We start from the raw sequence: 20,808 nt of genomic DNA on the forward strand, positions 1-20,808 counted from the left end.
TGCACCTGGGGTGGATGTTGCGCAACCATGGTGGTGTCATCAAGGATTGGCGTCTGTCATGGATCCGACACAAGCCTCATCGCACACCTCGGGCTTACCCGCACCCGCCCCGGCAGCTCCGGCAGCCCACGCCACCCCGCGCGGCGTACGGCGCCGTGCTGCGGCCGGCCCGCCGGGCATGGCCGATCTCTGGGCCACCATCGAGGCGGGCCGCTGGTTCCACGCCTTGCCGCCGGAGCTGGGCGCACAGCTCAAGGCACTGGCCCAGCCCCGCACGCTGGCGGCAGGCGACTGGCTGTTCCGGCGCGGCGACCCGCCCTGCGGACTGTATGCGGTGGCGCGTGGTGCGCTCAGCATCTCGGGAACGGCCGCCTGCGGCGAGCAGGCCCGCACGGCGCTGCTGACCCTGGTGGAGCCTCCCATGTGGCTGGGGGAAATCGCGCTGTTCGATGGAGCCGAGCGCACCCACGATGCCCAGGCAGCCACGGCCTGCACCGTGCTGCACGTGCCCCAGGCCCCACTGCAGGCATGGCTGGCGGCCCATCCCGAACACTGGCAGGTGCTGGCCTTGCTGCTGACCGACAAGCTGCGCGTGTGCCTGATGGCGCTGGAGGAGCACACGCTGCTGCCTGCGCCGCAGCGCCTGGCGCGGCGGCTGGTGCGCATGGCCGAAGGCTTTGACCAGTGGCAGCCGGACGGCCAGGGCCGCCAGCGCTGGCGCCGCGAGCTGGATGTTTCCCAGGAACAGCTGGCGCGCATGCTGGGCCTGTCGCGCCAGACCACCAACCAGATCCTGCAGGAGCTGCAGCAGGCCGGTTGCCTGCAACTGCGGCGCGGCAAGATGGAGGTGCTGGACCGGCAGGGCCTGCGTGACGCGGGCTGGCCCGAGGACTGAAGCCACTGAAGCCGCTGTAGCCTCTGGAGCCACCAAGGCGATCGAGGGAACGCAGCAACGCCCGGGACTGGACAAGCGGCGCGGGCACCCCACAATCGGGCTCCATGCAATACCACTACATCGGCAATGCGTCCGTGCCCACGGAGTCGGGACGCACGATCCCCGTGCTGGACCCGTCGGACGGGCAGGCTTTCGACGAGCTGCAGCGCGGCTCGCCCCAGGACATCGACCTGGCCGTGCGTTCGGCGCGCGAGTGCCAGGACAGCGTCTGGAGCAAGCTTTCTGCCGCAGAGCGTGGGCGCCTGCTGATGCGCCTGTCGGGCAGCGTGCTCCAGCATGCCGATGAGCTCACGGCCATTGAGCAGCGCGACTGCGGCAAGCCCACACGCCAGGCCCGTGCCGATGTGCTGGCGCTGGCGCGCTACTTCGAGTTCTATGCCGGCGCCTGCGACAAGCTGCACGGTGAGACCCTTCCCTACCAGCAGGGCTACAGCGCCCTGACTTGGCGCGAGCCCCACGGCGTGACCGGCCACATCGTGCCCTGGAACTATCCCATGCAGATCCTGGGCCGCAGCGTGGGCGCGGCGCTGGCCGCGGGCAATACCTGTGTGGTCAAGCCCTCGGAAGACGCCTGCCTGTCCGTGCTGCGCGTGGCGCGGCTGGCCACCGAGGCAGGCTTTCCAGCCGGCGCCTTCAACGTGGTCACCGGCCTGGGTCACGAGGTGGGCGAGGCCCTGGCGCGCCATCCCGGCGTAGACCACCTGAGCTTCACGGGCAGCCCCGGCGTGGGCACGCTGATACAGCAGGCGGCTGCCGAGCGCCATTGCCCCGTCACGCTGGAGCTGGGCGGCAAGAGCCCGCAGATCGTGTTCGCGGATGCGGATCTGGACGCCGCCGTGCCCGCCATCGTCAACGCCATCGTGCAGAACGCGGGCCAGACCTGCTCGGCAGGTTCGCGCGTGCTGATCGACTCGCTGATCTACGAGCCGCTGCTCGAACGCCTGGGCCAGGCCTTCGAGGCGCTGCGCGTGGGCCCGGCCGCCATGGACCTGGACCTGGGGCCGCTGATCCGCGCCAGCCAGCAGCAGCGCGTCTGGGATTTCCTGTCCGACGCCCAGGTGGCCGGCATTGCCGTGGTGGCGCAGGGCCAGATCGTCGAGGATGCGCCCGACAGCGGCTTTTACCAGGCGCCCACCCTGCTGCGCGACGTGCCGCCCGAGCACCGGCTGGCGCAGGAAGAGATTTTCGGCCCCGTGCTCTGCGCCATGCCCTTCCATGATGAAGACCATGCCGTGCAACTGGCCAACGGCACGGCCTACGGCCTGGTGGCCGGCCTGTGGACGCGCGACGGCGCGCGCCAGCTGCGTTTGGCGCGGCGCCTGCGCTGCGGCCAGGTCTTCATCAACAACTACGGCGCCGGTGGCGGCGTGGAGCTGCCCTTCGGCGGCGTCAAGTCCAGCGGCCATGGCCGCGAAAAGGGCTTCGAGGCGCTCTACGGCTTTACCACGCTGAAGACCGTCGCCATACGGCATGGCTGATCTTTGCGCATGACGGAAAATCGCGGGATGCCCGGCGCCAGCCGGCAGCCCGCGACAGAAAGAACAGCTTCCCCCATGCCCTTGTCCCCCATTCCCGACCGCACGCCCCAGCATGAACGCGACGTGCGCTACCGCAGCTACGCCCGCGCCGACGGCCTCTGGGATATCGAAGGCGAGCTGCGCGACAGCAAGACCCATGACATCGAACTGAGCGGCGGCCGCCACATGCCCGCCGGCACGGCCATACACCACATGTGGATACGCACCACGGTCGATGCGCGCCTGGTGGTGCAGGCCATCGAGGTCGTCATGGACTCCCATCCGCTGGGCCACTGCCCCGAAGCCACGCGGGCCCTGCAAAAAATGGTCGGCTGCAGCATGGCGCGCGGCTGGCGCAAGGCCATCAACGAGAACCTGGGCGGCGTGGCCAGCTGCACGCATCTGCGCGAGCTGCTGTTCAACATGGCCACGGCCGCCTTCCAGTCCGTGCCGGGCGTCTTTGGCGATGCCGACCCCAGCCAGCCGCCACGCCACCTGGGCCAGTGCCTGGGCTGGGACTTCAACGGCCCCGGCGTGGCCCGCTATTACCCGCAATTCGTGGGCTGGCAGCCCGGCACAGGCGGCGCGACCCCGATCCCGGCGTCCACAGCAACCACAGCAACTACCGAAACCCAAGGGGCCTGACCCCCGATCGAGGAGCAAAGCCCGATGCGTGTCCAGGACAAATCCATCATCGTCACAGGCGCCGGCAGCGGCATCGGGGCCGGCATCGCAAAGCGGCTGGCCGCCGAAGGTGCCCGGGTCATCGTCAACGACATCGACCGCGAGGCGGGCACGCGCGTGGCACAGGCCATCACCGCCGAAGGCGGCCGGGCACTTTTCGTGCAGGCGGACATGACAAGCAGCGAACAGGTCAAGGCCCTGGTGGAGGCCGCGCTGCAGGCGCATGGCCGGCTCGACGCCTTCGTCAACAACGCGGGCTGGACGCACCGCAACCGCCCCATGCTCGAAGTCAGCGAGGCCGAGTTCGACCGCGTCTACGCCATCAACGTCAAGAGCATCTACCTTTCTGCCGTGCACGGCGTGCCCGCCATGCGCGCCAACCCGGCGCTGGCCGATGGCCGCCCTGGCGGCGGCAGCTTCATCAACATCGCCTCCACGGCCGGCCTGCGCCCTCGGCCGGGGCTGACCTGGTACAACGGCTCCAAGGGTGCCGTCATCATCACCAGCAAGTCCATGGCGGCCGAGCTCGGGCCCGAGAACATCCGCGTCAACTGCATCAACCCCGTGTTCAACCCGGACACCGGCCTGGCCGCCGAGTTTGCCGGCGGCCCGGTGGACGAAGCACGCCGCGCACGCTTTTTGGCGACCATTCCGCTGGGCCGCTTCTCCACCGCAGGGGACGTGGCCAATGCCGCGCTGTATCTGGCCAGCGACGAGGCCGCCTTCATCAGCGGCACCTGCATCGAGGTGGACGGAGCGCGCTGCGTCTAGACACAGATCAAGAACTGCAGGCTTGCGCAGTGCCTGGACATAGGCATTCGGGCAAAATCGCAGGCATGGCAGAACGAGTGATCCCCCTGGTCGACGAGCGCGCCCCCACGCGCCCGGCCGCCGTGCCAAGTCTGCTGCAGACGCCCACCGGCGATCTGCAGGACAGGCTTGGCCGGTCGCTGCGCGACCTGCGCATCAGCATCACCGACCGCTGCAACTTCCGCTGCAGCTACTGCATGCCCAAGGAAGTCTTCGACAAGAACTACAGCTACCTGCCGCACGGCTCGCTGCTGAGTTTCGAGGAAATCACGCGCACGGCGCGCCTGTTCGTGCAGCACGGCGTGCAGAAGATCCGGCTGACGGGCGGCGAGCCGCTGCTGCGCAAGAACGTGGAAACGCTGGTGGAGCAGCTCTCCGCCCTGCGCACGCCCGGCGGCCAGCCGCTGGACCTGACGCTGACCACCAACGGCTCCCTGCTGGCCCGCAAGGCCCGCGCGCTCAAGGACGCCGGCCTGAACCGCGTCACCGTGAGCCTGGACGGGCTGGACGACGCGGTGTTCCGCAGCATGAACGACGTGGACTTCCCGGTCTCCGACGTGCTGGCCGGCATCGAGGCGGCCCAGGCTGCAGGCCTGACCAACATCAAGGTCAACATGGTGGTCAAGCGCGGCACCAACGAAGACCAGATCCTGCCCATGGCGCGCCACTTCCAGGGCACGGGCGTGACCTTGCGCTTCATCGAATACATGGATGTGGGCGCGACCAACGGCTGGCGCATGGACGAGGTCCTGCCCTCCGACGAGGTCATCGCCCGGCTGCGCGCCGAACTGCCCCTGGTGCCGCTGCAGCCCAGCGCCACCGGCGAGACGGCCGTGCGCTGGGGCTATGCCGACGCGCGCGGCCTGCACGACCCGTCGCTGGGCGAGGTCGGCGTGATCAGCAGCGTCACCCATGCCTTTTGCGGCGACTGCAACCGCGCGCGCCTGTCCACCGAAGGCCGGCTGTACCTGTGCCTGTTCGCCTCCGAAGGCTGGGACCTGCGCAGCCTGCTGCGCAGCGGCGCCAGCGATGCAGAGGTCGCCTCCGCGCTCGCCCCCATCTGGCAGCAGCGCAGCGACCGCTACTCCGAGCTGCGCGCCAGCCTGCCGGCCAGCACGGGCACGCAGCGCAGGCGCATCGAGATGAGCTACATCGGCGGCTGATCCGTGCGGCGTGCGCGGGGCGTCGGCGCCCTGCCATCGCCGCCCCGCCCCTCTACTCCTTTTCCCCGCTGCTCCCTCCCGCCCCACATGCCCCCTTCTTCCCATCCCGCTCCCCTGCACGCCTCCCTGCCCCTGAACGACATCACGGGCTGCGTGCTGGCAGGCGGGCGCGGCATGCGAATGGGCGGCATCGACAAGGGACTGCAGCCCTTTCTGGGCCAGCCGCTGGCGGCCCATGCGCTGGACCGCCTGGCGCCCCAGGTTGGGCATCTGCTGATCAACGCCAATCGCCATGCCGAGGCCTATGCGCAATTGGGCGCGGCCCACGGTGCGCCGGTCTGGCCCGATGCCGAACCCGACTACCCCGGCCCGCTGGCCGGCTTCCTGAGTGGCCTGATGCACTGCCGGACGCCCTGGCTGGTCTGCGTGCCCTGCGATACGCCGCTGTTCCCGCTGGACCTTGTGGAGCGGCTTGTGCAGGCGGCGCTGTCGCAGCAGCCTGCGGCCGACATCGTCGTCGCCCATGGCTGGGAGCGCTCGCTTGACGCAGATCAATCCCTGCTGCGGGCCCAGCCCGTGTTCTGCCTGATGCGGTCATCGCTGCGTGATAGTCTGCAATCGTTCATACGTTCGGGCGGCCGCAAGATCGATGCATGGACGGGCCAGCACCGCTGCGCCACGGCCCTCTTCGACCGCGCAGGCGACAGCCCGCTGGCCTTTGCCAACGCCAACACGCAGCAGGAGCTGCAGGCGCTGGCGCGCGCCGCGGCCACCCCGTCGTAGTGCCCCGCGCCGCCGGCCCGCACGTCGCCTTGCCCAACCGGATTCCGTTCTGATGACAGCATCCTTCCAGCCCGCATCCCCCACCACCGCATCCACCCAGGACCTGAGGGTCGATCAGGCCCTGACACAGCTGGCCAGCCTGCTGCAGCCCCTGGGCCCGGTGGCGGAGTTGGAGACGCTGGCGCTGGCCGATGCGCTGGACCGCGTGCTGGCCGAAGACATCGTCTCCCCCGTCGATGTGCCAGCGCATGACAACGCCGCCATGGATGGCTATGCCTTCGATGGCGGCCAGCTGCAGGCTGCTCACGCCGGTTCGCCCGCTGCACCGCTGGTGCTGCGCGTGGTCGGCCAGGCCATGGCCGGCAAACCCTGGCACGGTACCGTGCAGGCCGGCGAGTGCATCAAGATCATGACCGGCGCCGTGTTGCCGAGCGGGCTGGACACGGTGGTCGCGCATGAACGCACCGTGTCCGCAGGCACTGACCACATCGGCATTCCGGCAGGCAGCGTGCGTGCCGGGGACAACCGGCGCCTGCGCGGCGAGGACCTGAGCCTGGGCCGCGTGGCCCTGGCGGCGGGCCAGCGCCTGCATCCTGCAGCCCTGGGCCTGATCGCCAGCCTGGGCCAGCCCCAGGTGCGCGTGCGCAGGCGGCTGCGCGTGGCCTATTTCTCCACGGGCGATGAAATCCTCCACCCCGGCACGGCGCCGCGCGAGGGTGCGGTCTACGACAGCAACCGCTTCAGCCTCATCGGCCTGCTGCAGCGCATGGGCGTGCAGGTGCTGGACCTGGGCGTGGTGGCCGACGAGCCCGAGGCCCTGCAGGAGCGCCTGCGCGAAGCCGCCTCCCTGGCCGACGTGGTGCTGACCAGCGGCGGCATCAGCGCAGGCGAGGCCGACCACACGCGCGCCATGCTGCAGCGCATGGGCTGCGTGCACTTCTGGCGACTGGCCATGCGGCCCGGCCGGCCGCTGGCCGTGGGCCTGCTGCAGCCCGATGCGGGCACGCCGTTTGCCGCAAGCCGCACGCCTGCACGCACCACGGTGCTGATCGGCCTTCCTGGCAATCCCGTGGCCGCCATGGTCAGCTTTCTGGTCTTTGTCCGTCCGGCGCTGCTGCAGCTCATGGGCGCTGCGCAGGCAGCTGCCGAGCCGGCCGCCCTGCCCCAGGCCGTGGCTGCCCATGCGCTGTCCAAGCGGCCGGGCCGCACCGAGTACCAGCGCGGCCTTCTGTCCACAGGCGCCGATGGCCGCTGCCTGGTCCGCACGACCGGGCCGCAGGGTTCGGGCATGCTGCGCTCCATGGCCGAGGCGGACTGCCTCATCGTGCTCGAACATGAGCGCGGTGCCGTGCAAGCCGGCGAAGCCGTGTCCATCCTGCCGCTGCAGGCCTTTCCCTGACAGGAGATTCCCATGCCCTTCCAGTCCAAGCACCTGACCGACGCCCCCGATCGCAGCACCGTCGACACGCTGCCCGGCGCTACCTTGCTGGAGTTCGGCACCGCCTGGTGCGGCCACTGCCAGGGCGCGCAACCGCTGATTGCCCAGGCGCTGGAGGCCGCCCCGCAGGTGGCCCACATCAAAGTGGAAGACGGCCCCGGCCGGGCCCTGGGTCGCAGCTACCGCGTCAAGCTCTGGCCCACCCTGATCTTTCTGCGTGACGGGCAGGAGGTGCAAAGGCTGGTGCGGCCCCAGCAGGCCCGCGAGATCGCGGACGCGCTGGCCCGCATCACCGCCCAGCCCTGACACTTGCGGCGCGGCCGCTGCCTGTGTATCGCCGACAATGGCCCGCATGCCGCCTCAAAAGAAGCCAACCGAATCCGCGCCCAAGAAGCCCCGCCGCAACAGCGGCCGCCCGCTGGCCGACGATGCCGTGGGACGGGACATCATCCTGCAGACCACGGTCAACCTGCTCAAGACCCGCACGCCGGAGCAGTTGAGCATTCTGGAAATCGCGGCGGCAGCCGGTGTCACGCGTGCCCTGGTGCGCTACTACTTCAGCAGCCTCAAGGGCTTGCTGCAGGAGGTGACGGAGTCCCTGATGCGCGAGTTGCAAAACCGCATGGAAGTGGCGCTCAGGACGCAGGGCACGGTGGAAGAGCGCGTCTACCAGCGCCTGCTGCTGCGGCTGGATTTCATGCGCGAGCACCCGCAGTTCGAGCGGCTGGCGCTCTCCGAGATCTACCACTACGAAAGCGAAGAAGAGCCGCCGCCCTCGGGCACGCCGCTGCAGCGCATCACGCGGCGCGGGCTGGAGCTGACCTCGACCATGCTGATGGACGGAGCGCAGGCCAGCCACCCGGCACAGGTGGACCCGCGCTTCATCCACCTGGCCATCCTCAGCATTTCGGCCTTCCTGCCCACGGCACGGCCGTTGCTGGCCGAGCTGTTCGGTGAGGGACCCGAGGCAGACCAGCAGATCGAGCGCTACCTGCGCTTCATGTCCCATCTGCTGGCCGAGCGCATCAGGCAGGATGCGCCGGCGCAAGACCACCCTCCTTCCCCGGGCCACCACCCGGGATGACTTGCGCCGGCGCCCGCTGCTTCCTCCCTCCTTTCGTTCAGCGCCTGTTCAATCTAGTCCGGCTGTATGCCCAGTTCCTTGACCAGCCGCCCGAAGCGCTCGAAATCGCCGGCATTGGTCTTGCCCAGTCGCTGGGGCGGGCCGCCCACAGGGACGGTTCCCAGCGTGGCCATGCGCGCCACCACGTCGGGCATCCTGAGGATCTCGTTGAGCTGCGTGTTCAGCAGCTTGACCACCTCGGTGGGCATGTTCCTGGGGCCGAACAGGCCATACCAGGCGGTCAGCTCCACGTCCTTGTAGCCCAGCTCGGCCAGCGTGGGCACGTCGGGCGCCAGCGGTGAGCGCTGGGCATCGGCCACGGCCAGCGCCACCAGCTTGCCGCCGGGCAGGTAGGGAGCAATGGAGCCCAGCGTGCTGTAGGTGAAGGGCACATGGCCGCCCACCACATCGGTGACGGCCGGCGCCACGCCCTTGTAGGGAATGGCCTCGAAGCGGGCGCCCGTGGCGCGCCGGACCATCTCGCCGAGGAAGTGCATGGGCGATCCATTGCCCGGCGTGGCATAGCCCAGCGAGCGGCCTTGGCTGGAGGAGATGGCCTCCTTGAAGCTTCGCACGCCCGCACCAGGCCCGGCGACGAGGAACAGCGAAGTGGAGCCGACCTCGATCACGGGCGTGAAGCCATTGAGCACGTCGTAGCCGTGGCCCGTGCCCAGCTTGAGCACCAGTTGGGCCATGGCAAAGGTATTGGGCGCCAGCAGCAGCGTGTAGCCATCGGCCGGTGCCTTGGCCACGAAACTGCTGCCTATGGTGCCGCTGGCGCCCGCGCGGTTGTCCACCAGCACGGACTGGCCGATGCGGGCCGACAGCTTCTCGCCCAGCAGCCGCGCCAGCGCGTCGGTATCGCCGCCTGCGGGGTAGGCCACGACGATGGTGACCGGCTTGTGGGGGTAGGTCTGGGCCTGCGCCGGACCGGCGAGCAGCGCCAGGGCCATGGCCGCGCCCAGGGCGAGCGTTCTGCGTTTCGCTTTCATGGAGAGGGCTTTCATCGTGGTTTTTTCATTGTCGGCAAAGGTCGTTGCCGGGCTCAAGCCTGGCGTATCGCCACACGGTGCATCCGCCGCGCTGCGGGGTGGTAGTCATTGACCGCGTAGTGCTGCGTGGCCAGGTTGTCCCAGATGGCCACCGAGCCCTTGCGCCAGCGAAAGCGCACCTGCCATTCAGGCACCTTGGCCAGGCCGCTGAGCATGGCGATCAGGGCCGCGCTCTCGTCGCTGGTCACGCCTTCTATGTGCGTGGTGTAGAGCGAGTTCACAAAGGCCACGGGCAGCCCGGTGACCGGGTGCTCCAGGACCACGGGCTGCTCCAGCGGCGGATGCTTGAGGCGGGTGGCGCGATAGGCCTCGCCAGACGGATCTCGGCGCATCAGGCTTTGCCTGAGCGCTGGCGCCTCCCAGTTGTGGGTGGCGCGCAGCTTGCGCAGATAGGCCTGCAGCTCGGGCGCCAGCGAGGCGAAGGCCGTGGTCATGCTGGCCCACATGGTGTCGCCGCCCGTGGGCGGCACGTCCACGGCGTAGAGGCAGGCACCGGCGGGCGGCTTGGTCTGCCAGGTCAGGTCGGCATGCCAGATGTCGGTGCCGGTGCGCGTGCCCTGGCTGATCAGCAGCTCGACATGGGGATCGTCCGGGTGCGAGGGAAAGGTGGAGGACACGGGCTCTACCTTGCCGAACACCTGGGCCACGCGCACCTGCTGCGCAGGGTCCAGCGTCTGGTCGCGGAAGAAGATGACCTGGCGCTCGGCCAGCAGCCGGCGCAGCGCGTCCGCATGGTCATGCACCTGCGCCGGGTCCGAGAGATCGATGCCGTATATCTCCGATCCTATGCACGGGGTGATGTGTTCGACTTGCATGAAATTCCTTTTCTCGAAAAAAGCGGGGTTGGGGTGGTGATCAGGTGGACGCGATGTCCTGCGGCAGCGGCATGGAGCGGAACCGGCGGCCGGTGGCATGGAACAGGGCCGTGGCGACGGCAGGCGCCGTGGGGCCCAGGGCCACTTCGCCGCAGCCCTGGGGCGGCCGGTCGCTTTCGACCAGGACCACCTCCACGCGGGGCATTTCGGCCAGTTGCAGCAGCGGGTAGTCGTGGAAATTGCTTTGCTGCACCACGCCCTTGTCAAAGCCCAGCCGGCTCTTGAAGGTGTTGGTCAGCGCAAAGCCGATGCCGCCTTCGACATTGGCCTTGACCAGTCCCGGGTTGACCACGCGGCCCGCGTCGATGGCGCAGATGGCGCGCTCCAGCCGCACGCGGCCTTCCACAACACGCAATTCCATGACCAGTGCGACGAAGGTCTGGAAGCTCTCGCCCCGCCCCGTGTAGACGTTGAAGGTCATGGCGCGGTGCAGCCCTGCCGGTGCGGGCTGCTCCCAGCGCGCGGCCCGCGCCGCCGCATCCAGCACGCCCAGCGCCAGCGGCTGGCCGGCCAGCAGGCGGCGCCGGTACTGGTAGTCGTCCACGCCTGCGGTGTGGGCCAGCTCGCTGATGAAGCTTTCCAGGAAGAACACGCTGGACGTGGTGCCCACGCTGCGCAGATAGCTCAGCGGTATGGGCTGCTGCACGTCCACGGCATCCACCAGCAGGTTGGGCACGCCGTAGATCAGGTCGTAGATGGACTCGACCATGGTCTCGTCCCAGCCGCCTGCATCGGCCATCTTCTTGGGGTTGATGGCCCCGTACAGCGACTGGCCCGAGATGCGCGCATGCAGCGCGGCAGGCAGGCCGTCGGCGCCCAGCACGGCACTCAGCCGCCCCGAGGCACCGGGCCGGTAGTAGGAATGCCGTATGTCGTCCTCGCGCGAGCGGATGACCTTGACGGGCCGGCCCACGGCCTTGGATGCCGCTGCCGCATGCAAGGCGAAGTCGGGCATGTACTTGCGCCCGAAGCTGCCTCCGAGGAAGGTGGTGTGCACGATGACCTTGTCCGCAGGCACCCCGCAGGCCTTGCCGAGTTCGCCGCGCAGGAAATCCTGGCCCTGGTAGGGCCCCCAGGTTTCGACCTCGCCGTCGCGCACATGGACAGTGGCGGCCAGCGGCTCCATGGTGGCGTGCGTGATGTAGGGCGAGTGGTAGTCGGCCGTGATCGGCTTGCCCGCCGCCAGCATTTCGCGCGGCTTGCCCAGGTTGCGGGCAACGACGGCCTTGTCGCTGGCCAGGCCTGCGACGAACTGCGCATGGATGCGCTCGCTGTCCACGCTGGCCGCCGCGCCGGCGTCGAATTCGATGTCCAGCGCGTCGGCGGCCTGCTTGGCGATCCAGTACGAATCGGCCACCACGACCACGGTGCTGGGCTCGGGGTCGGGCCACTGCGTGGTGCGCACGACGGCATGTACGCCGGTGCGCGCGCGCACCTCTGCCTCGTTGCGGATGCGCACGATGCGCCCCGTCACGCTGGGCGCCATGCGCACGGCGCCGATCAGCATGCCGGGCACCTCGACGTCGATGCCGAAGACCGCGCTGCCATCGACCTTGGCCGGGGTGTCCACCCGGCGCAGGTTGCGGCCGATCAGGCCCTGCTCGGAAGCCGACTTCATGCGCGGGCGCGCGGCGATGGACAGCCTGGAGGCATCGGCCACGATCTCGCCGTAGCCCACGCTGCGACCCGTCGCGGAGTGCAGCACCCGGCCGGCGCGCGTGCTGCACTGGGATGCCCGCACGCCCAGCCGGGCCGCGCCGGCACGCAGCAGCACATCACGGGCCTGGGCACCGGCCAGGCGCATGCGCTCGTAGAAATAGTTCATCGACATCGACGCGCCCACGAACTGCTGGAACGGCATCTCGCCCGCATCGTTGCGATAGGCGTCGCGCCCCGTGACGAAGCGCACGGTCACGCTGGCCCAGTCGGCATCGAGCTCGTCGGCCAGCACCTGGGGCAGGCCCGTGTAGATGCCCTGGCCCACCTCGCACTGCGACACGCCGATCACCACCTGCCCCGAAGGCTCGATCCAGACCCAGTCGCCGATGGAGGAAGCCGTTGCTGCCGCTGCACCGGCCTGCGCTGGCGCGGCCTGCGCCAGCGGAATCAGCAGGCTGCCGGCAGCAGGCGCCACCAGCAGCGCGGCAGCGCTCTGGAGCAGATGCCTGCGCCGCAGCGAGATGGCAGAGCCGGCCGTGCGGCCCCGTTCATTGCTTGGACGCTGCGGCATGGATGGCCTCCCGGATGCGGTGGTAGGTGGCGCAGCGGCACAGATTGGTCATGGCCTCGTCGATCTGCGCATCGGTGGGCTGTGGATGGGTCTTGAGCAGCGCGGCAGCGGCCATGACCATGCCGGACTGGCAGTAGCCGCACTGCGGCACGTCCTTGTCCATCCAGGCCTTCTGGATGGGGTGGGAACGGTTGCTGGACAGCCCTTCGATGGTCGTGACCGCCTTGCCGCCCACCGTCGAGACGGGCAGCACACAGGAGCGCACCGGCTCGCCATCGACATGGACCGTGCAGGCTCCGCACATGCTGATGCCGCAACCGAACTTGGTGCCGGGCAGCTTGAAGTGATCGCGCAGCACCCACAGCAACGGGGTCTGCCCGTCGCCATCAAAGGCCACGCTTCGGGAATTGAGGGTGAATTTCATCGTGGGGTCTCCAATGCGCCCGCATCAACCGGGCTGCATGTCTCATGCCTCTCAGAACGAGTGGTGTATGCCTGCCGCAATCACGGTCTGCGTGCGCCCGCTGGCAACGCCCACGGAATTCATCGCCGCCACGCCATCCGAGGCGCGCTGGTGCGTGACCGAGGCATGCAGCTGCGTGCGTTTGGACAAGGCATAGCGTGCGCCCAGGTGCAGCTGGTTCCACTTCGTCTGCTCGAAGCGGCTGAAGGAGTAGCCCGTGTTGATGGTCACGGACTGGCTGGTCTGCCAGGCCAGGCCCAGGTCAAGGGCACTCATGTTGCTGGAGGCCCCGCCGTACTTCAGCGTGGAGCGCGTCAGCAGCGCGTTGAGCCGGACCGGAAGCGCATCGAGCTGGTAACCGCCGCCGATGCCCAGCACCTGGAAGGTATCGAGCACCAGCGGCCGGCCCGCCACCAGGTCCTGGCCCAGCGCGTTCGCCAGGCCCGTGCGCCCGGCGATATCGAAGGCACGGCCACGCGCATCGGTGTAGGCCACGGCCAGATTGAGCTTGGCACTGGAATAGCTGCCCATGACGCTGTAGGTGCGGTTGGCCTGCGAGCGGCCCGGCACCTCGCCAAAGCCGTACTGCGCGCCGAACTGCATGCCGCCCATGCTGGGCGTCAGGTAGACCACGGAGTTGTCCACCGGAAACTGGCTGGACAGACCGTCCAGGTTGCCGGGGTGGTAGAGATAGAAGTTGTAGAGCTGGTAGCCGTTGCCCCACTGGCTCAGCGTGCCGGCCGTGAAATCGACCTGGCGACCCAGCCGCACCGAGCCCATCGACGCGCTGTCCAGACCCACCCAGGAAGCCCGGTTGAAGTAGCTGGTCGGCGAGATCGGCGAGCCGATGTCCGTGAGGAATCCGTTCTCCAGCTGGAACGAGGCCTTCAGGCCGCCGCCCAGGTCCTCCGATCCGCGCAGGCCCCAGAGGTCAGGCTGGGAAATGGCCGAATCCATGCGCGTCAGCCGGCTCCCGCGAACATCGCTGATCCAGGGCATGGTCAGGTCCATGCTGCCGTACAGCGTCACCGAACTCTGGGCCAGCGCCGCTCCCGCGCCGCCCAGCATCGCCAATGCGGCAATTGCTTTGTATTTCATCGCAAGGCTCTTTCATCGTGAGATGGGTAAAAAAATTCCACAAGTGGCAATTTTTAACACCACGCCACGGAAGATGCCTGGCAAGGCGCGAACTAATTTCCACTTATGGAAATATTAGCTGCGCGGGCCGAATTCTGGTTCTGGGGTTTTCATCTACCGCGTTGTAGGTAGGTCTCGGGACGTGGAAGCAAGGGACGGGCATTGCACCCGCCCCCGCACCAGGCGCTCAGCGCCCCAGTGCCTGGTCCACGCCCTTGTTGGCCAGGGCGTCTGCCCGCTCGTTGCCAGGGTCGCCTGCGTGGCCCTTGACCCAGCGCCAGTCGATGCGGTGGCCGCCGCCCTGGACCAGGGCGTCCAGCCGCTGCCACAGCTCGACGTTCTTGACGGGCTCCTTGGAGGCCGTCTTCCAGCCCTTGGCCTTCCAGCCATGGATCCATTCGGTGATGCCCTTGAGCACGTACTGGCTGTCGATGTAGAGCACCACATCGCAGGGCCGCCTGAGCGCGGACAGCGCCTCGATCACGGCCATCATCTCCATGCGGTTGTTGGTCGTGTTCAGCTCGCCGCCGAACAGCTCTTTCCTGGCGCTGCCGGACTCCAGCACCACGCCCCAGCCACCGGGACCCGGATTGCCCTTGCAGGCGCCGTCCGTGTAGATAACAACTTGATTCAAAAAATTTCCTTGGGTTGAATGGCCCGGCCTTCAGGCCGGTTGGAATGCGGATCGCTTCCCTGCACCGCCTGCGTCGGCATGCTGTGGGCCACAGGCACGGAGGCGCCCGACACGGCTGCGCGGCCACGCCAGGCAGGCTCCAGCATGCGTGCGCCCGGCACGCGCTTGACGGCCACCACGCAGTACACGCCGCCCAGCATGGGCCAGCCCAGCCGCCCCACGCGGTCCATGAACTGCCAGCGCCGCAGCCAGCGATCCGTCTGCACGGCGGGACGATAACAGCCGAACTGCACGGCCTCGATCTCGAAGGCCAGCAATCGCAGCCAGTCGCGCAGCCGCCAGTAGCCCACGCCCCAGCCCACATCGGGCAGGTACACGCCCCGCTCGGCACGGCGCTGCACGCCCAGCAGACTGGCGGGGTTGAGCCCGCACACGACGATACGGCCCTCGGGCATCAGCACCCTGGCCGCCTCGCGCAGCACGGCATGCGGGTCCGGCGAGGTCTCCAGCGTGTGCGGCATGACGACGAGGTCGAGGCTGGCCTCGGAAAATGGCAGCGCGGCCGGATCGGCCAGCAGCGCCACGGGCACCTCCAGCGGCGGCACGCCCTCGGCTGGCGCCGCATCCTGCATGGAATCCAGGGCCAGCCAGCGGTGCGGCATGCGATTGGCGCGCAGGCCCTGGAGCATGGGCATGCCCAACTGCAGGCTGTGATAGCCGAAAATATCGGCCACCGCCTCGTCGCAGCGCTGCTGCTCCCATTCCAGCAGGTAGTGGCCGAGGGCAGATTGCGTCCAGTGATGCGTCCCTATAATTTTGCTGCTCATGAACCTGTTGCCCATCCCCGCTTTTTCCGACAACTACATCTGGCTGCTGTACGACGCAGGGCAGGCCCTGGTCGTCGATCCCGGCGATGCAGCGCCCGTGCTGGCCAGCCTGCGCCAGCTGGACTTGCAGTTGCAGGGCATTTTAGTCACCCACCACCATGCCGATCATGTCGGCGGCGTGGCGCAGCTGCGCCAGGCAACGGGCGCCCAGGTCTGGGGCCCCGCCTACGAGCAGTTGCCCGAGCCCGTGCAGCGCGTGCAGGGTGGCGATACCGTGCAGGCCCTGGGCGGCCCCTGGCAGGTCATTGACGTGCCCGGCCACACCAGCGGCCACATCGCCTTCTACAGTACCGCGGCGCAGGCGCAGCCCGTGCTGTTCTGCGGCGATACCCTGTTTTCAGGGGGGTGCGGGCGCCTGTTCGAAGGCACGCCGCAGCAGATGCAGCAATCGCTGGACGATCTGGCCGCGCTGCCGGACAACACCCTGGTCTGCTGCGCACATGAGTACACAATGTCCAACCTGCGCTTTGCGCAGGCCGTGGAACCAAACAACCAAGCCCTGGCTCACTACCAGAGGCATTGTCAGGCGTTGCGCGAGGCCGGCCGGCCCACGCTGCCTTCCCTGATGGAGACCGAGCGCTCCATCAATCCCTTTCTTAGAACGCGCGAATCCGCAGTGGCCGCCGCCGCCGCAGGCTTCGACGCACAGGTGAGACAGCAGGACCCCGCCAGCGTGCTGGCCGGCCTGCGCCAATGGAAAAACGTCTTCTGATGAAACTGCTACACACCCTGCTGCTGGGCAGCCTGCTGGCTCTTGCGGGCTGCGCCACCACCAGCAGCCCGGACCTGGCCAGCACGGCCCCCGCCCCCAGCACCGCACCGCACTCCCCGATGTACCCCAACGGACCGCTGAGCCCGCTGGGCACAGGCAGCGCCGGCAACGGCGGCGTGGCCTCGCTGGAGACCACGGGCGATCTGTGGGTACGCATTCGCCAGGGCTTCGCCATGCCCGACCTGGACCAGGATCTGGTCAAGGACCGCGAGCAGTGGTATGCCAGCCGGCCCGACTACATACAGCGCATGACCGAGCGCTCCAGCAAGTACCTGTTCCACATCGTCGAGGAACTGGAGCGGCGCAACATGCCCACCGAGCTGGCGCTGCTGCCCTACATCGAGAGCGCCTTCAACCCGCAGGCCGTCTCCACCGCCAAGGCGGCCGGCATGTGGCAGTTCATGCCGGCCACCGGCACCTATTTCGACCTCAAGCAAAACGCCTTCCGCGACGACCGCCGCGACGTGCTGGCCTCCACGCGCGCCGCGCTGGACTACCTGCAAAAGCTCTACGACATGTTCGGCGACTGGCACCTGGCCCTGGCCGCCTACAACTGGGGCGAAGGCAGCGTGGGCCGCGCCATCAAGCGCAACGAGAAGCTGGGCCTGCCCACGGGCTACACCGACCTGCAGATGCCGGCCGAGACCCGCATGTACGTGCCCAAGCTGCAGGCCGTCAAGAACATCGTGGCCAACCCCGATGCATTCAACACCGAGCTGCCGCTGATCGAGAACCACCCCTACTTCCAGACCGTCACCATCACCCGTGACATCGACGTGGAACTGGTGGCCAAGCTGGCCGATGTATCGACCGATGACTTCAAGGCGCTCAATCCCAGCTTCCGCAAGCCGGTGATCTTTGCGGCCGGCACGCCGGAAATCCTGCTGCCCTGGGACAACGCCAAGGTGTTCCGCCGCAACATGCAGGCCTTCGACGAAGGCCAGTACGCGAGCTGGACCGTGTGGACCGTGCCCTCCACCATCAGCGTGGCCGAGGCGGCCCAGCGCGTGGGCCTGGGCGAGTCCGACCTGCGCGCCCTCAACAACATCCCGCCCCGCATGCTGATCAAGGCCGGCTCCGCGCTCATGGTGCCGCGCGGCGCCAACGTGCGTGCCGACGTGGCCGGCCACGTGGCCGACAACGGCCAGATCAGCTTTGCCCCCGAGATCGTCACGCGCCGCACCACCATCAAGGCCCGCAAGCGCGACACGCTGATCAGCGTGGCCAACCGCTACGGCGTCAGTGCGTCCAATCTGGCGGACTGGAATGACCTGAAGTCATCCGCCACCTTGCATGCCGGCCAATCGCTGGTGGCCTACCTGCCGGTGCGCGCCAGCAGCGGCGGCAATGCCCGGGCGGCCAAGTCCACCGGAACCGCGCGCAAGGTAGCCGTGCAGCCGCAAAACCGCAATGCCAAGGTGTCGGTCACCACAGCGCCGCGTGGCGGCAAGCCATCCAAGGTGAAAAAGCGCTGAAGGCGCTGAAGGCACCGCCACTGCCCCACTCCAAAGAGCCCGCTTTCGCGGGCTCTTTTGCGTGCGGCCCGGGGGCTCAGGTGTGGAAACGCTGGCGGGACTGCCGCACGAATTCGTTGGTGAACGAGCGCTCCAGGTCGATACCGCTGCGCGCCAGCGCAGGGTTGAGCCGGACCAGGGCGCGCAGGGCCGTGGCAGGCCCGTCATCGGGCATCAGGCCATCCGGCGAGATGGTGGTGCGCATGTGCTCGAAGGCCGACAGATAGGCGCGCCGCGAGCCCAGCAGATAGGGTGCAGGCACGGCCCTGAGCACATCCATGGGCGCGGCGGTCTGCAGCCACTTGAGCGATCGGACCATGGCATTGCTCAGCGCCTGGGCCTTGGCAGGGTTCTTGCGCAAAAAGGCCTGGGTCGCGTACAGCGTGCCCGAGGGCATGGAGCCGCCGTACAGCTGTGCGCTGCTGCGCAGATCACGCAGGTCTCTGACGATGCGCACGGCTCCCTTGTCCTCCAGCACGCTCATCAGCGGGTCCGCATGGCACAGCGCATGCACGCGCCCGGTGCGCAGCGCCTCCATGGCGTCAGGCCCCGAGCCCACACCCACCAGTTGCACCAGATCGGCCTCCAGACCATCGCCCAGCAGCATCAGTTGCACGGCCCGGGCCGTGGATGCGCCCAGCGAGGACACGCCCACGCGCCGCCCGCGCAGGTCGGCCAGCGTCTGGTAGCGCGGCATCCAGCGCGAGGACACGCCCAGCGCAATCTGCGGCGCACGCCCCTGCACGACGAAGGCACGCAGCACACTGCCGCGCTGCTGCGCGACAAGCGTGTGTTCATAGGCACCCGCGCACACATCGGCGGCGCCCGATTCCAGCGCCTGCAGCGACTGCGACCCGCCCGGATAGTCATCGATGCGCACGGTCAGGCCCTCGGCCTCGAAGTACCCCAGTTGCTGGGCAATCACCAGCGGCAGGTAATACAGCAGGCCCTGACCGCCCACGGAAATCGTCACCAGCTCGGCCGAACCGAGGGAAGGAAACGACCAAAGGGAACCCAGCCCCATGAGGCTCAACAAGGTTCGGCGATCAAGCACGTGGGAAGACATGGTGGTTATTTTGCTGCAGTGCAGCACGATCATGCCCAGAGCCCGCATGCACAGCATCGGTGCTTGCCCGTATGTGAAACACCGTAGGCTTCAGGGCCAGCACGGTGCGCGGTGAACACGCGCCCGGCCCTCACCCAGGTCTCACCCAGGCCTCAGCGGTAGCCCGCGAAAAACAGCAGCAGATTCACCACCAGCGCCAGCGCCCAGGCCAGACTGCGCAGCGTGGCGCGGTCCGTCACATAGAAGGCGATGTAGGCAATGCGCAACACAACAAAGGCCACGGCCAGGCCATCGACACGCGCGGACGGTGCACCCAATTGCCAGGCAACCAGCAAGGCGCCAATGAAGAACGGCAGGCACTCGAAGCTATTGGCCTGCGCCGCGTTGGCCCGTGCCTGGTAGCCCGTCTGCTGCGCCAGCCAGGCCCGGGGTTCGTGGTTGTCGAAACCGCGCTGCCCCGGCCGGTGCTTCATGCCGGGCGCCTTGGCGATGTAGGCGCAGGCCAGCGGCAGCAGGGCCGCCACCAGCAGGCACCAATGCGCTATGGAGAAGCCGCCGGGCGGCAGGATGACAGAGGTCGGCATACAGGCTCCTGATGAATAGACAAGAAACGCCAGCCGCCTCGGCCACTACCGGCGGTCCACCAGCGCATGGGCGATCGTACCCAGGTCCACGTATTCGAGTTCGCTGCCTATGGGCACGCCGCGCGCCAGCCGCGTCACATGGATGCCGCGCGCCTTCAGGGCCTCGCTGATCGCATGGGCCGTGGCCTCGCCTTCGGCCGTGAAGCTGGTGGCCAGGATCACCTCCTGCACCTTGCCGTCGCCGGCACGCTCCAGCAGGGATGACAGGTTCAGATCGCGCGGACCTATGCCGTCGAGTGGCGACAGCCGCCCCATCAGCACGTAGTAATAGCCCTGGTAGGCACCCGTGCGCTCCATGGCCGCCATATCGGCGGGCGCCTCCACCACGCACAGCCGGGCCGCGTCGCGCCCTTCATCCTGGCAGATGGAGCAGATGCGGCCTTCGGTGAAGGTATGGCAGCGCTCGCAGTGGGTGACCGACTCCACGGCCGTGGTCAGGGCACGGGCCAGTTGCCGCGCGCCGTCCTGGTCGCGCTGCAGCAGGTGGAAGGCCATGCGCTGCGCCGACTTGATGCCCACACCCGGGAGCCTGCGCAAGGCCTCGATCAGGCCATCGAGCGATTGCACGTCCGACATGGCAGCTTCCTTTCAATGGAGAAGGTTCTCAGAAAAAAAGCGATCTGCAGGGGCAGATCGCTCGATGGCCACTCCACACGAGTGGGCAGTTGGAGAAGCCGGCATGGCCTCTCCAGGCTGTTCGGCACAACCGCTGGGGCCTGCCTCAGAACGGGAACTTCATGCCGCCCGGCAGGCCGGGCATGCCGGCCGTGAGCTTGCCCATCTTCTCGTTGGAAGTCTCTTCGGCCTTGCGCACGGCGGCGTTGAAGGCGGCAGCCACCAGGTCTTCCAGCATGTCCTTGTCTTCGGCCAGCAGGCTGGGGTCGATGGTGATGCGCTTGACGTCGTGCTTGCAGGTCATGACCACCTTCACGAGGCCCGCGCCCGATTCACCTTCCACCTCGATGTTGCCCAGTTCATCCTGAGCCTTCTTGAGGTTGTCCTGCATGGCCTGGGCTTGCTTCATCAGGCCGGCCAGTTGTCCTTTGTTGAACATGTGAGTT

The 20,808-nt window shown here is 68.3% G+C and carries 22 protein-coding genes; 11 read left to right on the forward strand and 11 right to left on the reverse strand.

Annotated elements, in window-relative coordinates; all coding sequences use genetic code 11:
- Positions 1-58 precede the first annotated feature (58 nt).
- The 9 genes from DACI_RS24660 (at position 59) to DACI_RS24700 (ending at position 8,434) form a co-directional block, all read left to right on the forward strand.
- On the forward strand, positions 59-895 hold the full coding sequence (locus DACI_RS24660; RefSeq protein WP_012206680.1) for a Crp/Fnr family transcriptional regulator: 837 nt from the start codon (positions 59-61) through the stop codon (positions 893-895).
- 104 nt (positions 896-999) lie between these two features.
- On the forward strand, positions 1,000-2,433 hold the full coding sequence (locus DACI_RS24665; RefSeq protein ID WP_012206681.1) for an aldehyde dehydrogenase family protein: 1,434 nt from the start codon (positions 1,000-1,002) through the stop codon (positions 2,431-2,433).
- 75 nt (positions 2,434-2,508) lie between these two features.
- Positions 2,509-3,117, forward strand: coding sequence for a DUF2889 domain-containing protein (locus tag DACI_RS24670; protein WP_043782501.1), 609 nt, complete (start codon positions 2,509-2,511; stop codon positions 3,115-3,117).
- 24 nt (positions 3,118-3,141) lie between these two features.
- On the forward strand, positions 3,142-3,927 hold the full coding sequence (locus DACI_RS24675) for an SDR family oxidoreductase (RefSeq protein WP_012206683.1): 786 nt from the start codon (positions 3,142-3,144) through the stop codon (positions 3,925-3,927).
- Positions 3,928-3,992: 65 nt separating this feature from the next.
- Positions 3,993-5,129, forward strand: coding sequence for a GTP 3',8-cyclase MoaA (moaA, locus tag DACI_RS24680; RefSeq protein ID WP_012206684.1), 1,137 nt, complete (start codon positions 3,993-3,995; stop codon positions 5,127-5,129).
- 87 nt (positions 5,130-5,216) lie between these two features.
- Positions 5,217-5,912 carry a molybdenum cofactor guanylyltransferase MobA gene (gene mobA, locus DACI_RS24685; RefSeq protein ID WP_012206685.1) on the forward strand — a complete coding sequence of 232 codons (696 nt, stop codon included), beginning with the start codon at positions 5,217-5,219 and terminating at the stop codon, positions 5,910-5,912.
- A 52-nt stretch (positions 5,913-5,964) separates the two neighbouring features.
- On the forward strand, positions 5,965-7,311 hold the full coding sequence (gene moeA / locus DACI_RS24690) for a molybdopterin molybdotransferase MoeA (protein WP_012206686.1): 1,347 nt from the start codon (positions 5,965-5,967) through the stop codon (positions 7,309-7,311).
- 12 nt (positions 7,312-7,323) lie between these two features.
- Complete coding sequence (locus DACI_RS24695; protein WP_012206687.1) at positions 7,324-7,656, forward strand: thioredoxin family protein; 333 nt, start codon at positions 7,324-7,326, stop codon at positions 7,654-7,656.
- A gap of 46 nt (positions 7,657-7,702) precedes the next feature.
- Positions 7,703-8,434 (forward strand): TetR/AcrR family transcriptional regulator, encoded by a 732-nt coding sequence (locus DACI_RS24700; RefSeq protein ID WP_225970995.1) that lies wholly within the window; start codon positions 7,703-7,705, stop codon positions 8,432-8,434.
- A 53-nt stretch (positions 8,435-8,487) separates the two neighbouring features.
- Here DACI_RS24700 and DACI_RS24705 read toward each other — a convergent pair whose 3' ends face one another.
- The 7 genes from DACI_RS24705 to DACI_RS24735 all read right to left on the reverse strand — a co-directional run bounded on the left by DACI_RS24705 (position 8,488) and on the right by DACI_RS24735 (position 15,691).
- Entirely contained in the window at positions 8,488-9,465 is a 978-nt protein-coding gene (locus DACI_RS24705) for a Bug family tripartite tricarboxylate transporter substrate binding protein (protein ID WP_043782505.1), read from the reverse strand.
- A 53-nt stretch (positions 9,466-9,518) separates the two neighbouring features.
- Positions 9,519-10,340: a TauD/TfdA dioxygenase family protein gene (locus tag DACI_RS24710; protein ID WP_012206690.1), complete on the reverse strand. Its 822-nt coding sequence runs from the start codon at positions 10,338-10,340 to the stop codon at positions 9,519-9,521.
- A gap of 40 nt (positions 10,341-10,380) precedes the next feature.
- Positions 10,381-12,630, reverse strand: coding sequence for a xanthine dehydrogenase family protein molybdopterin-binding subunit (locus DACI_RS24715; RefSeq protein WP_012206691.1), 2,250 nt, complete (start codon positions 12,628-12,630; stop codon positions 10,381-10,383).
- Positions 12,608-13,054 (reverse strand): (2Fe-2S)-binding protein, encoded by a 447-nt coding sequence (locus tag DACI_RS24720; protein ID WP_012206692.1) that lies wholly within the window; start codon positions 13,052-13,054, stop codon positions 12,608-12,610. Before DACI_RS24720 ends, DACI_RS24715 begins: the two co-directional genes overlap by 23 nt.
- Before the next feature lie 51 nt (positions 13,055-13,105).
- Positions 13,106-14,191 (reverse strand): porin, encoded by a 1,086-nt coding sequence (locus tag DACI_RS24725; RefSeq protein WP_012206693.1) that lies wholly within the window; start codon positions 14,189-14,191, stop codon positions 13,106-13,108.
- 226 nt (positions 14,192-14,417) lie between these two features.
- The gene (gene rnhA, locus DACI_RS24730) at positions 14,418-14,864 is read right to left on the reverse strand and encodes a ribonuclease HI (protein WP_012206694.1); all 447 of its coding nucleotides are present in this window, start codon (positions 14,862-14,864) and stop codon (positions 14,418-14,420) included.
- The gene (locus DACI_RS24735) at positions 14,861-15,691 is read right to left on the reverse strand and encodes a class I SAM-dependent methyltransferase (protein WP_043782509.1); all 831 of its coding nucleotides are present in this window, start codon (positions 15,689-15,691) and stop codon (positions 14,861-14,863) included. The genes rnhA and DACI_RS24735 overlap by 4 nt, the downstream gene beginning before the upstream one ends.
- On the opposite strand from DACI_RS24735, the gene gloB reads away from it, so the two are divergent.
- Both gloB and DACI_RS24745 read left to right on the forward strand, forming a co-directional pair.
- Positions 15,690-16,463, forward strand: coding sequence for a hydroxyacylglutathione hydrolase (gene gloB, locus DACI_RS24740; RefSeq protein WP_012206696.1), 774 nt, complete (start codon positions 15,690-15,692; stop codon positions 16,461-16,463). The two genes, DACI_RS24735 and gloB, sit on opposite strands and share 2 nt — an antisense overlap.
- Entirely contained in the window at positions 16,463-17,998 is a 1,536-nt protein-coding gene (locus DACI_RS24745; protein WP_012206697.1) for a transglycosylase SLT domain-containing protein, read from the forward strand. Before gloB ends, DACI_RS24745 begins: the two co-directional genes overlap by 1 nt.
- Before the next feature lie 76 nt (positions 17,999-18,074).
- Here the strand turns inward: DACI_RS24745 and DACI_RS24750 are convergent, their stop codons facing one another.
- The 4 genes from DACI_RS24750 to DACI_RS24765 all read right to left on the reverse strand — a co-directional run bounded on the left by DACI_RS24750 (position 18,075) and on the right by DACI_RS24765 (position 20,801).
- The gene (locus DACI_RS24750; RefSeq protein ID WP_012206698.1) at positions 18,075-19,160 is read right to left on the reverse strand and encodes an ABC transporter substrate-binding protein; all 1,086 of its coding nucleotides are present in this window, start codon (positions 19,158-19,160) and stop codon (positions 18,075-18,077) included.
- A gap of 95 nt (positions 19,161-19,255) precedes the next feature.
- Complete coding sequence (locus DACI_RS24755; protein ID WP_012206699.1) at positions 19,256-19,687, reverse strand: MAPEG family protein; 432 nt, start codon at positions 19,685-19,687, stop codon at positions 19,256-19,258.
- 45 nt (positions 19,688-19,732) lie between these two features.
- Positions 19,733-20,323 carry a recombination mediator RecR gene (gene recR, locus DACI_RS24760; protein WP_012206700.1) on the reverse strand — a complete coding sequence of 197 codons (591 nt, stop codon included), beginning with the start codon at positions 20,321-20,323 and terminating at the stop codon, positions 19,733-19,735.
- Positions 20,324-20,468: 145 nt separating this feature from the next.
- The gene (locus DACI_RS24765; protein ID WP_012206701.1) at positions 20,469-20,801 is read right to left on the reverse strand and encodes a YbaB/EbfC family nucleoid-associated protein; all 333 of its coding nucleotides are present in this window, start codon (positions 20,799-20,801) and stop codon (positions 20,469-20,471) included.
- Positions 20,802-20,808: the final 7 nt, after the last annotated feature.

This window comes from Delftia acidovorans SPH-1 (genome assembly GCF_000018665.1).
GTDB classification, from domain to species: domain Bacteria; phylum Pseudomonadota; class Gammaproteobacteria; order Burkholderiales; family Burkholderiaceae_C; genus Comamonas; species Comamonas acidovorans.

What these genes read in the sequence shown, in the direction of transcription:
- DACI_RS24660 (WP_012206680.1), top strand. Translation starts at nt 59, where the DNA reads ATGGATCCGACACAAGCCTCATCGCACACCTCGGGCTTACCCGCACCC.
- DACI_RS24665 (WP_012206681.1), top strand. Translation starts at nt 1,000, where the DNA reads ATGCAATACCACTACATCGGCAATGCGTCCGTGCCCACGGAGTCGGGA.
- DACI_RS24670 (WP_043782501.1), top strand. Translation starts at nt 2,509, where the DNA reads ATGCCCTTGTCCCCCATTCCCGACCGCACGCCCCAGCATGAACGCGAC.
- DACI_RS24675 (WP_012206683.1), top strand. Translation starts at nt 3,142, where the DNA reads ATGCGTGTCCAGGACAAATCCATCATCGTCACAGGCGCCGGCAGCGGC.
- moaA (WP_012206684.1), top strand. Translation starts at nt 3,993, where the DNA reads ATGGCAGAACGAGTGATCCCCCTGGTCGACGAGCGCGCCCCCACGCGC.
- mobA (WP_012206685.1), top strand. Translation starts at nt 5,217, where the DNA reads ATGCCCCCTTCTTCCCATCCCGCTCCCCTGCACGCCTCCCTGCCCCTG.
- moeA (WP_012206686.1), top strand. Translation starts at nt 5,965, where the DNA reads ATGACAGCATCCTTCCAGCCCGCATCCCCCACCACCGCATCCACCCAG.
- DACI_RS24695 (WP_012206687.1), top strand. Translation starts at nt 7,324, where the DNA reads ATGCCCTTCCAGTCCAAGCACCTGACCGACGCCCCCGATCGCAGCACC.
- DACI_RS24700 (WP_225970995.1), top strand. Translation starts at nt 7,703, where the DNA reads ATGCCGCCTCAAAAGAAGCCAACCGAATCCGCGCCCAAGAAGCCCCGC.
- DACI_RS24705 (WP_043782505.1), bottom strand. Translation starts at nt 9,465, where the DNA reads ATGAAAGCGAAACGCAGAACGCTCGCCCTGGGCGCGGCCATGGCCCTG.
- DACI_RS24710 (WP_012206690.1), bottom strand. Translation starts at nt 10,340, where the DNA reads ATGCAAGTCGAACACATCACCCCGTGCATAGGATCGGAGATATACGGC.
- DACI_RS24715 (WP_012206691.1), bottom strand. Translation starts at nt 12,630, where the DNA reads ATGCCGCAGCGTCCAAGCAATGAACGGGGCCGCACGGCCGGCTCTGCC.
- DACI_RS24720 (WP_012206692.1), bottom strand. Translation starts at nt 13,054, where the DNA reads ATGAAATTCACCCTCAATTCCCGAAGCGTGGCCTTTGATGGCGACGGG.
- DACI_RS24725 (WP_012206693.1), bottom strand. Translation starts at nt 14,191, where the DNA reads ATGAAATACAAAGCAATTGCCGCATTGGCGATGCTGGGCGGCGCGGGA.
- gloB (WP_012206696.1), top strand. Translation starts at nt 15,690, where the DNA reads ATGAACCTGTTGCCCATCCCCGCTTTTTCCGACAACTACATCTGGCTG.
- DACI_RS24735 (WP_043782509.1), bottom strand. Translation starts at nt 15,691, where the DNA reads ATGAGCAGCAAAATTATAGGGACGCATCACTGGACGCAATCTGCCCTC.
- DACI_RS24745 (WP_012206697.1), top strand. Translation starts at nt 16,463, where the DNA reads ATGAAACTGCTACACACCCTGCTGCTGGGCAGCCTGCTGGCTCTTGCG.
- DACI_RS24750 (WP_012206698.1), bottom strand. Translation starts at nt 19,160, where the DNA reads ATGCTGTGCATGCGGGCTCTGGGCATGATCGTGCTGCACTGCAGCAAA.
- DACI_RS24755 (WP_012206699.1), bottom strand. Translation starts at nt 19,687, where the DNA reads ATGCCGACCTCTGTCATCCTGCCGCCCGGCGGCTTCTCCATAGCGCAT.
- recR (WP_012206700.1), bottom strand. Translation starts at nt 20,323, where the DNA reads ATGTCGGACGTGCAATCGCTCGATGGCCTGATCGAGGCCTTGCGCAGG.
- DACI_RS24765 (WP_012206701.1), bottom strand. Translation starts at nt 20,801, where the DNA reads ATGTTCAACAAAGGACAACTGGCCGGCCTGATGAAGCAAGCCCAGGCC.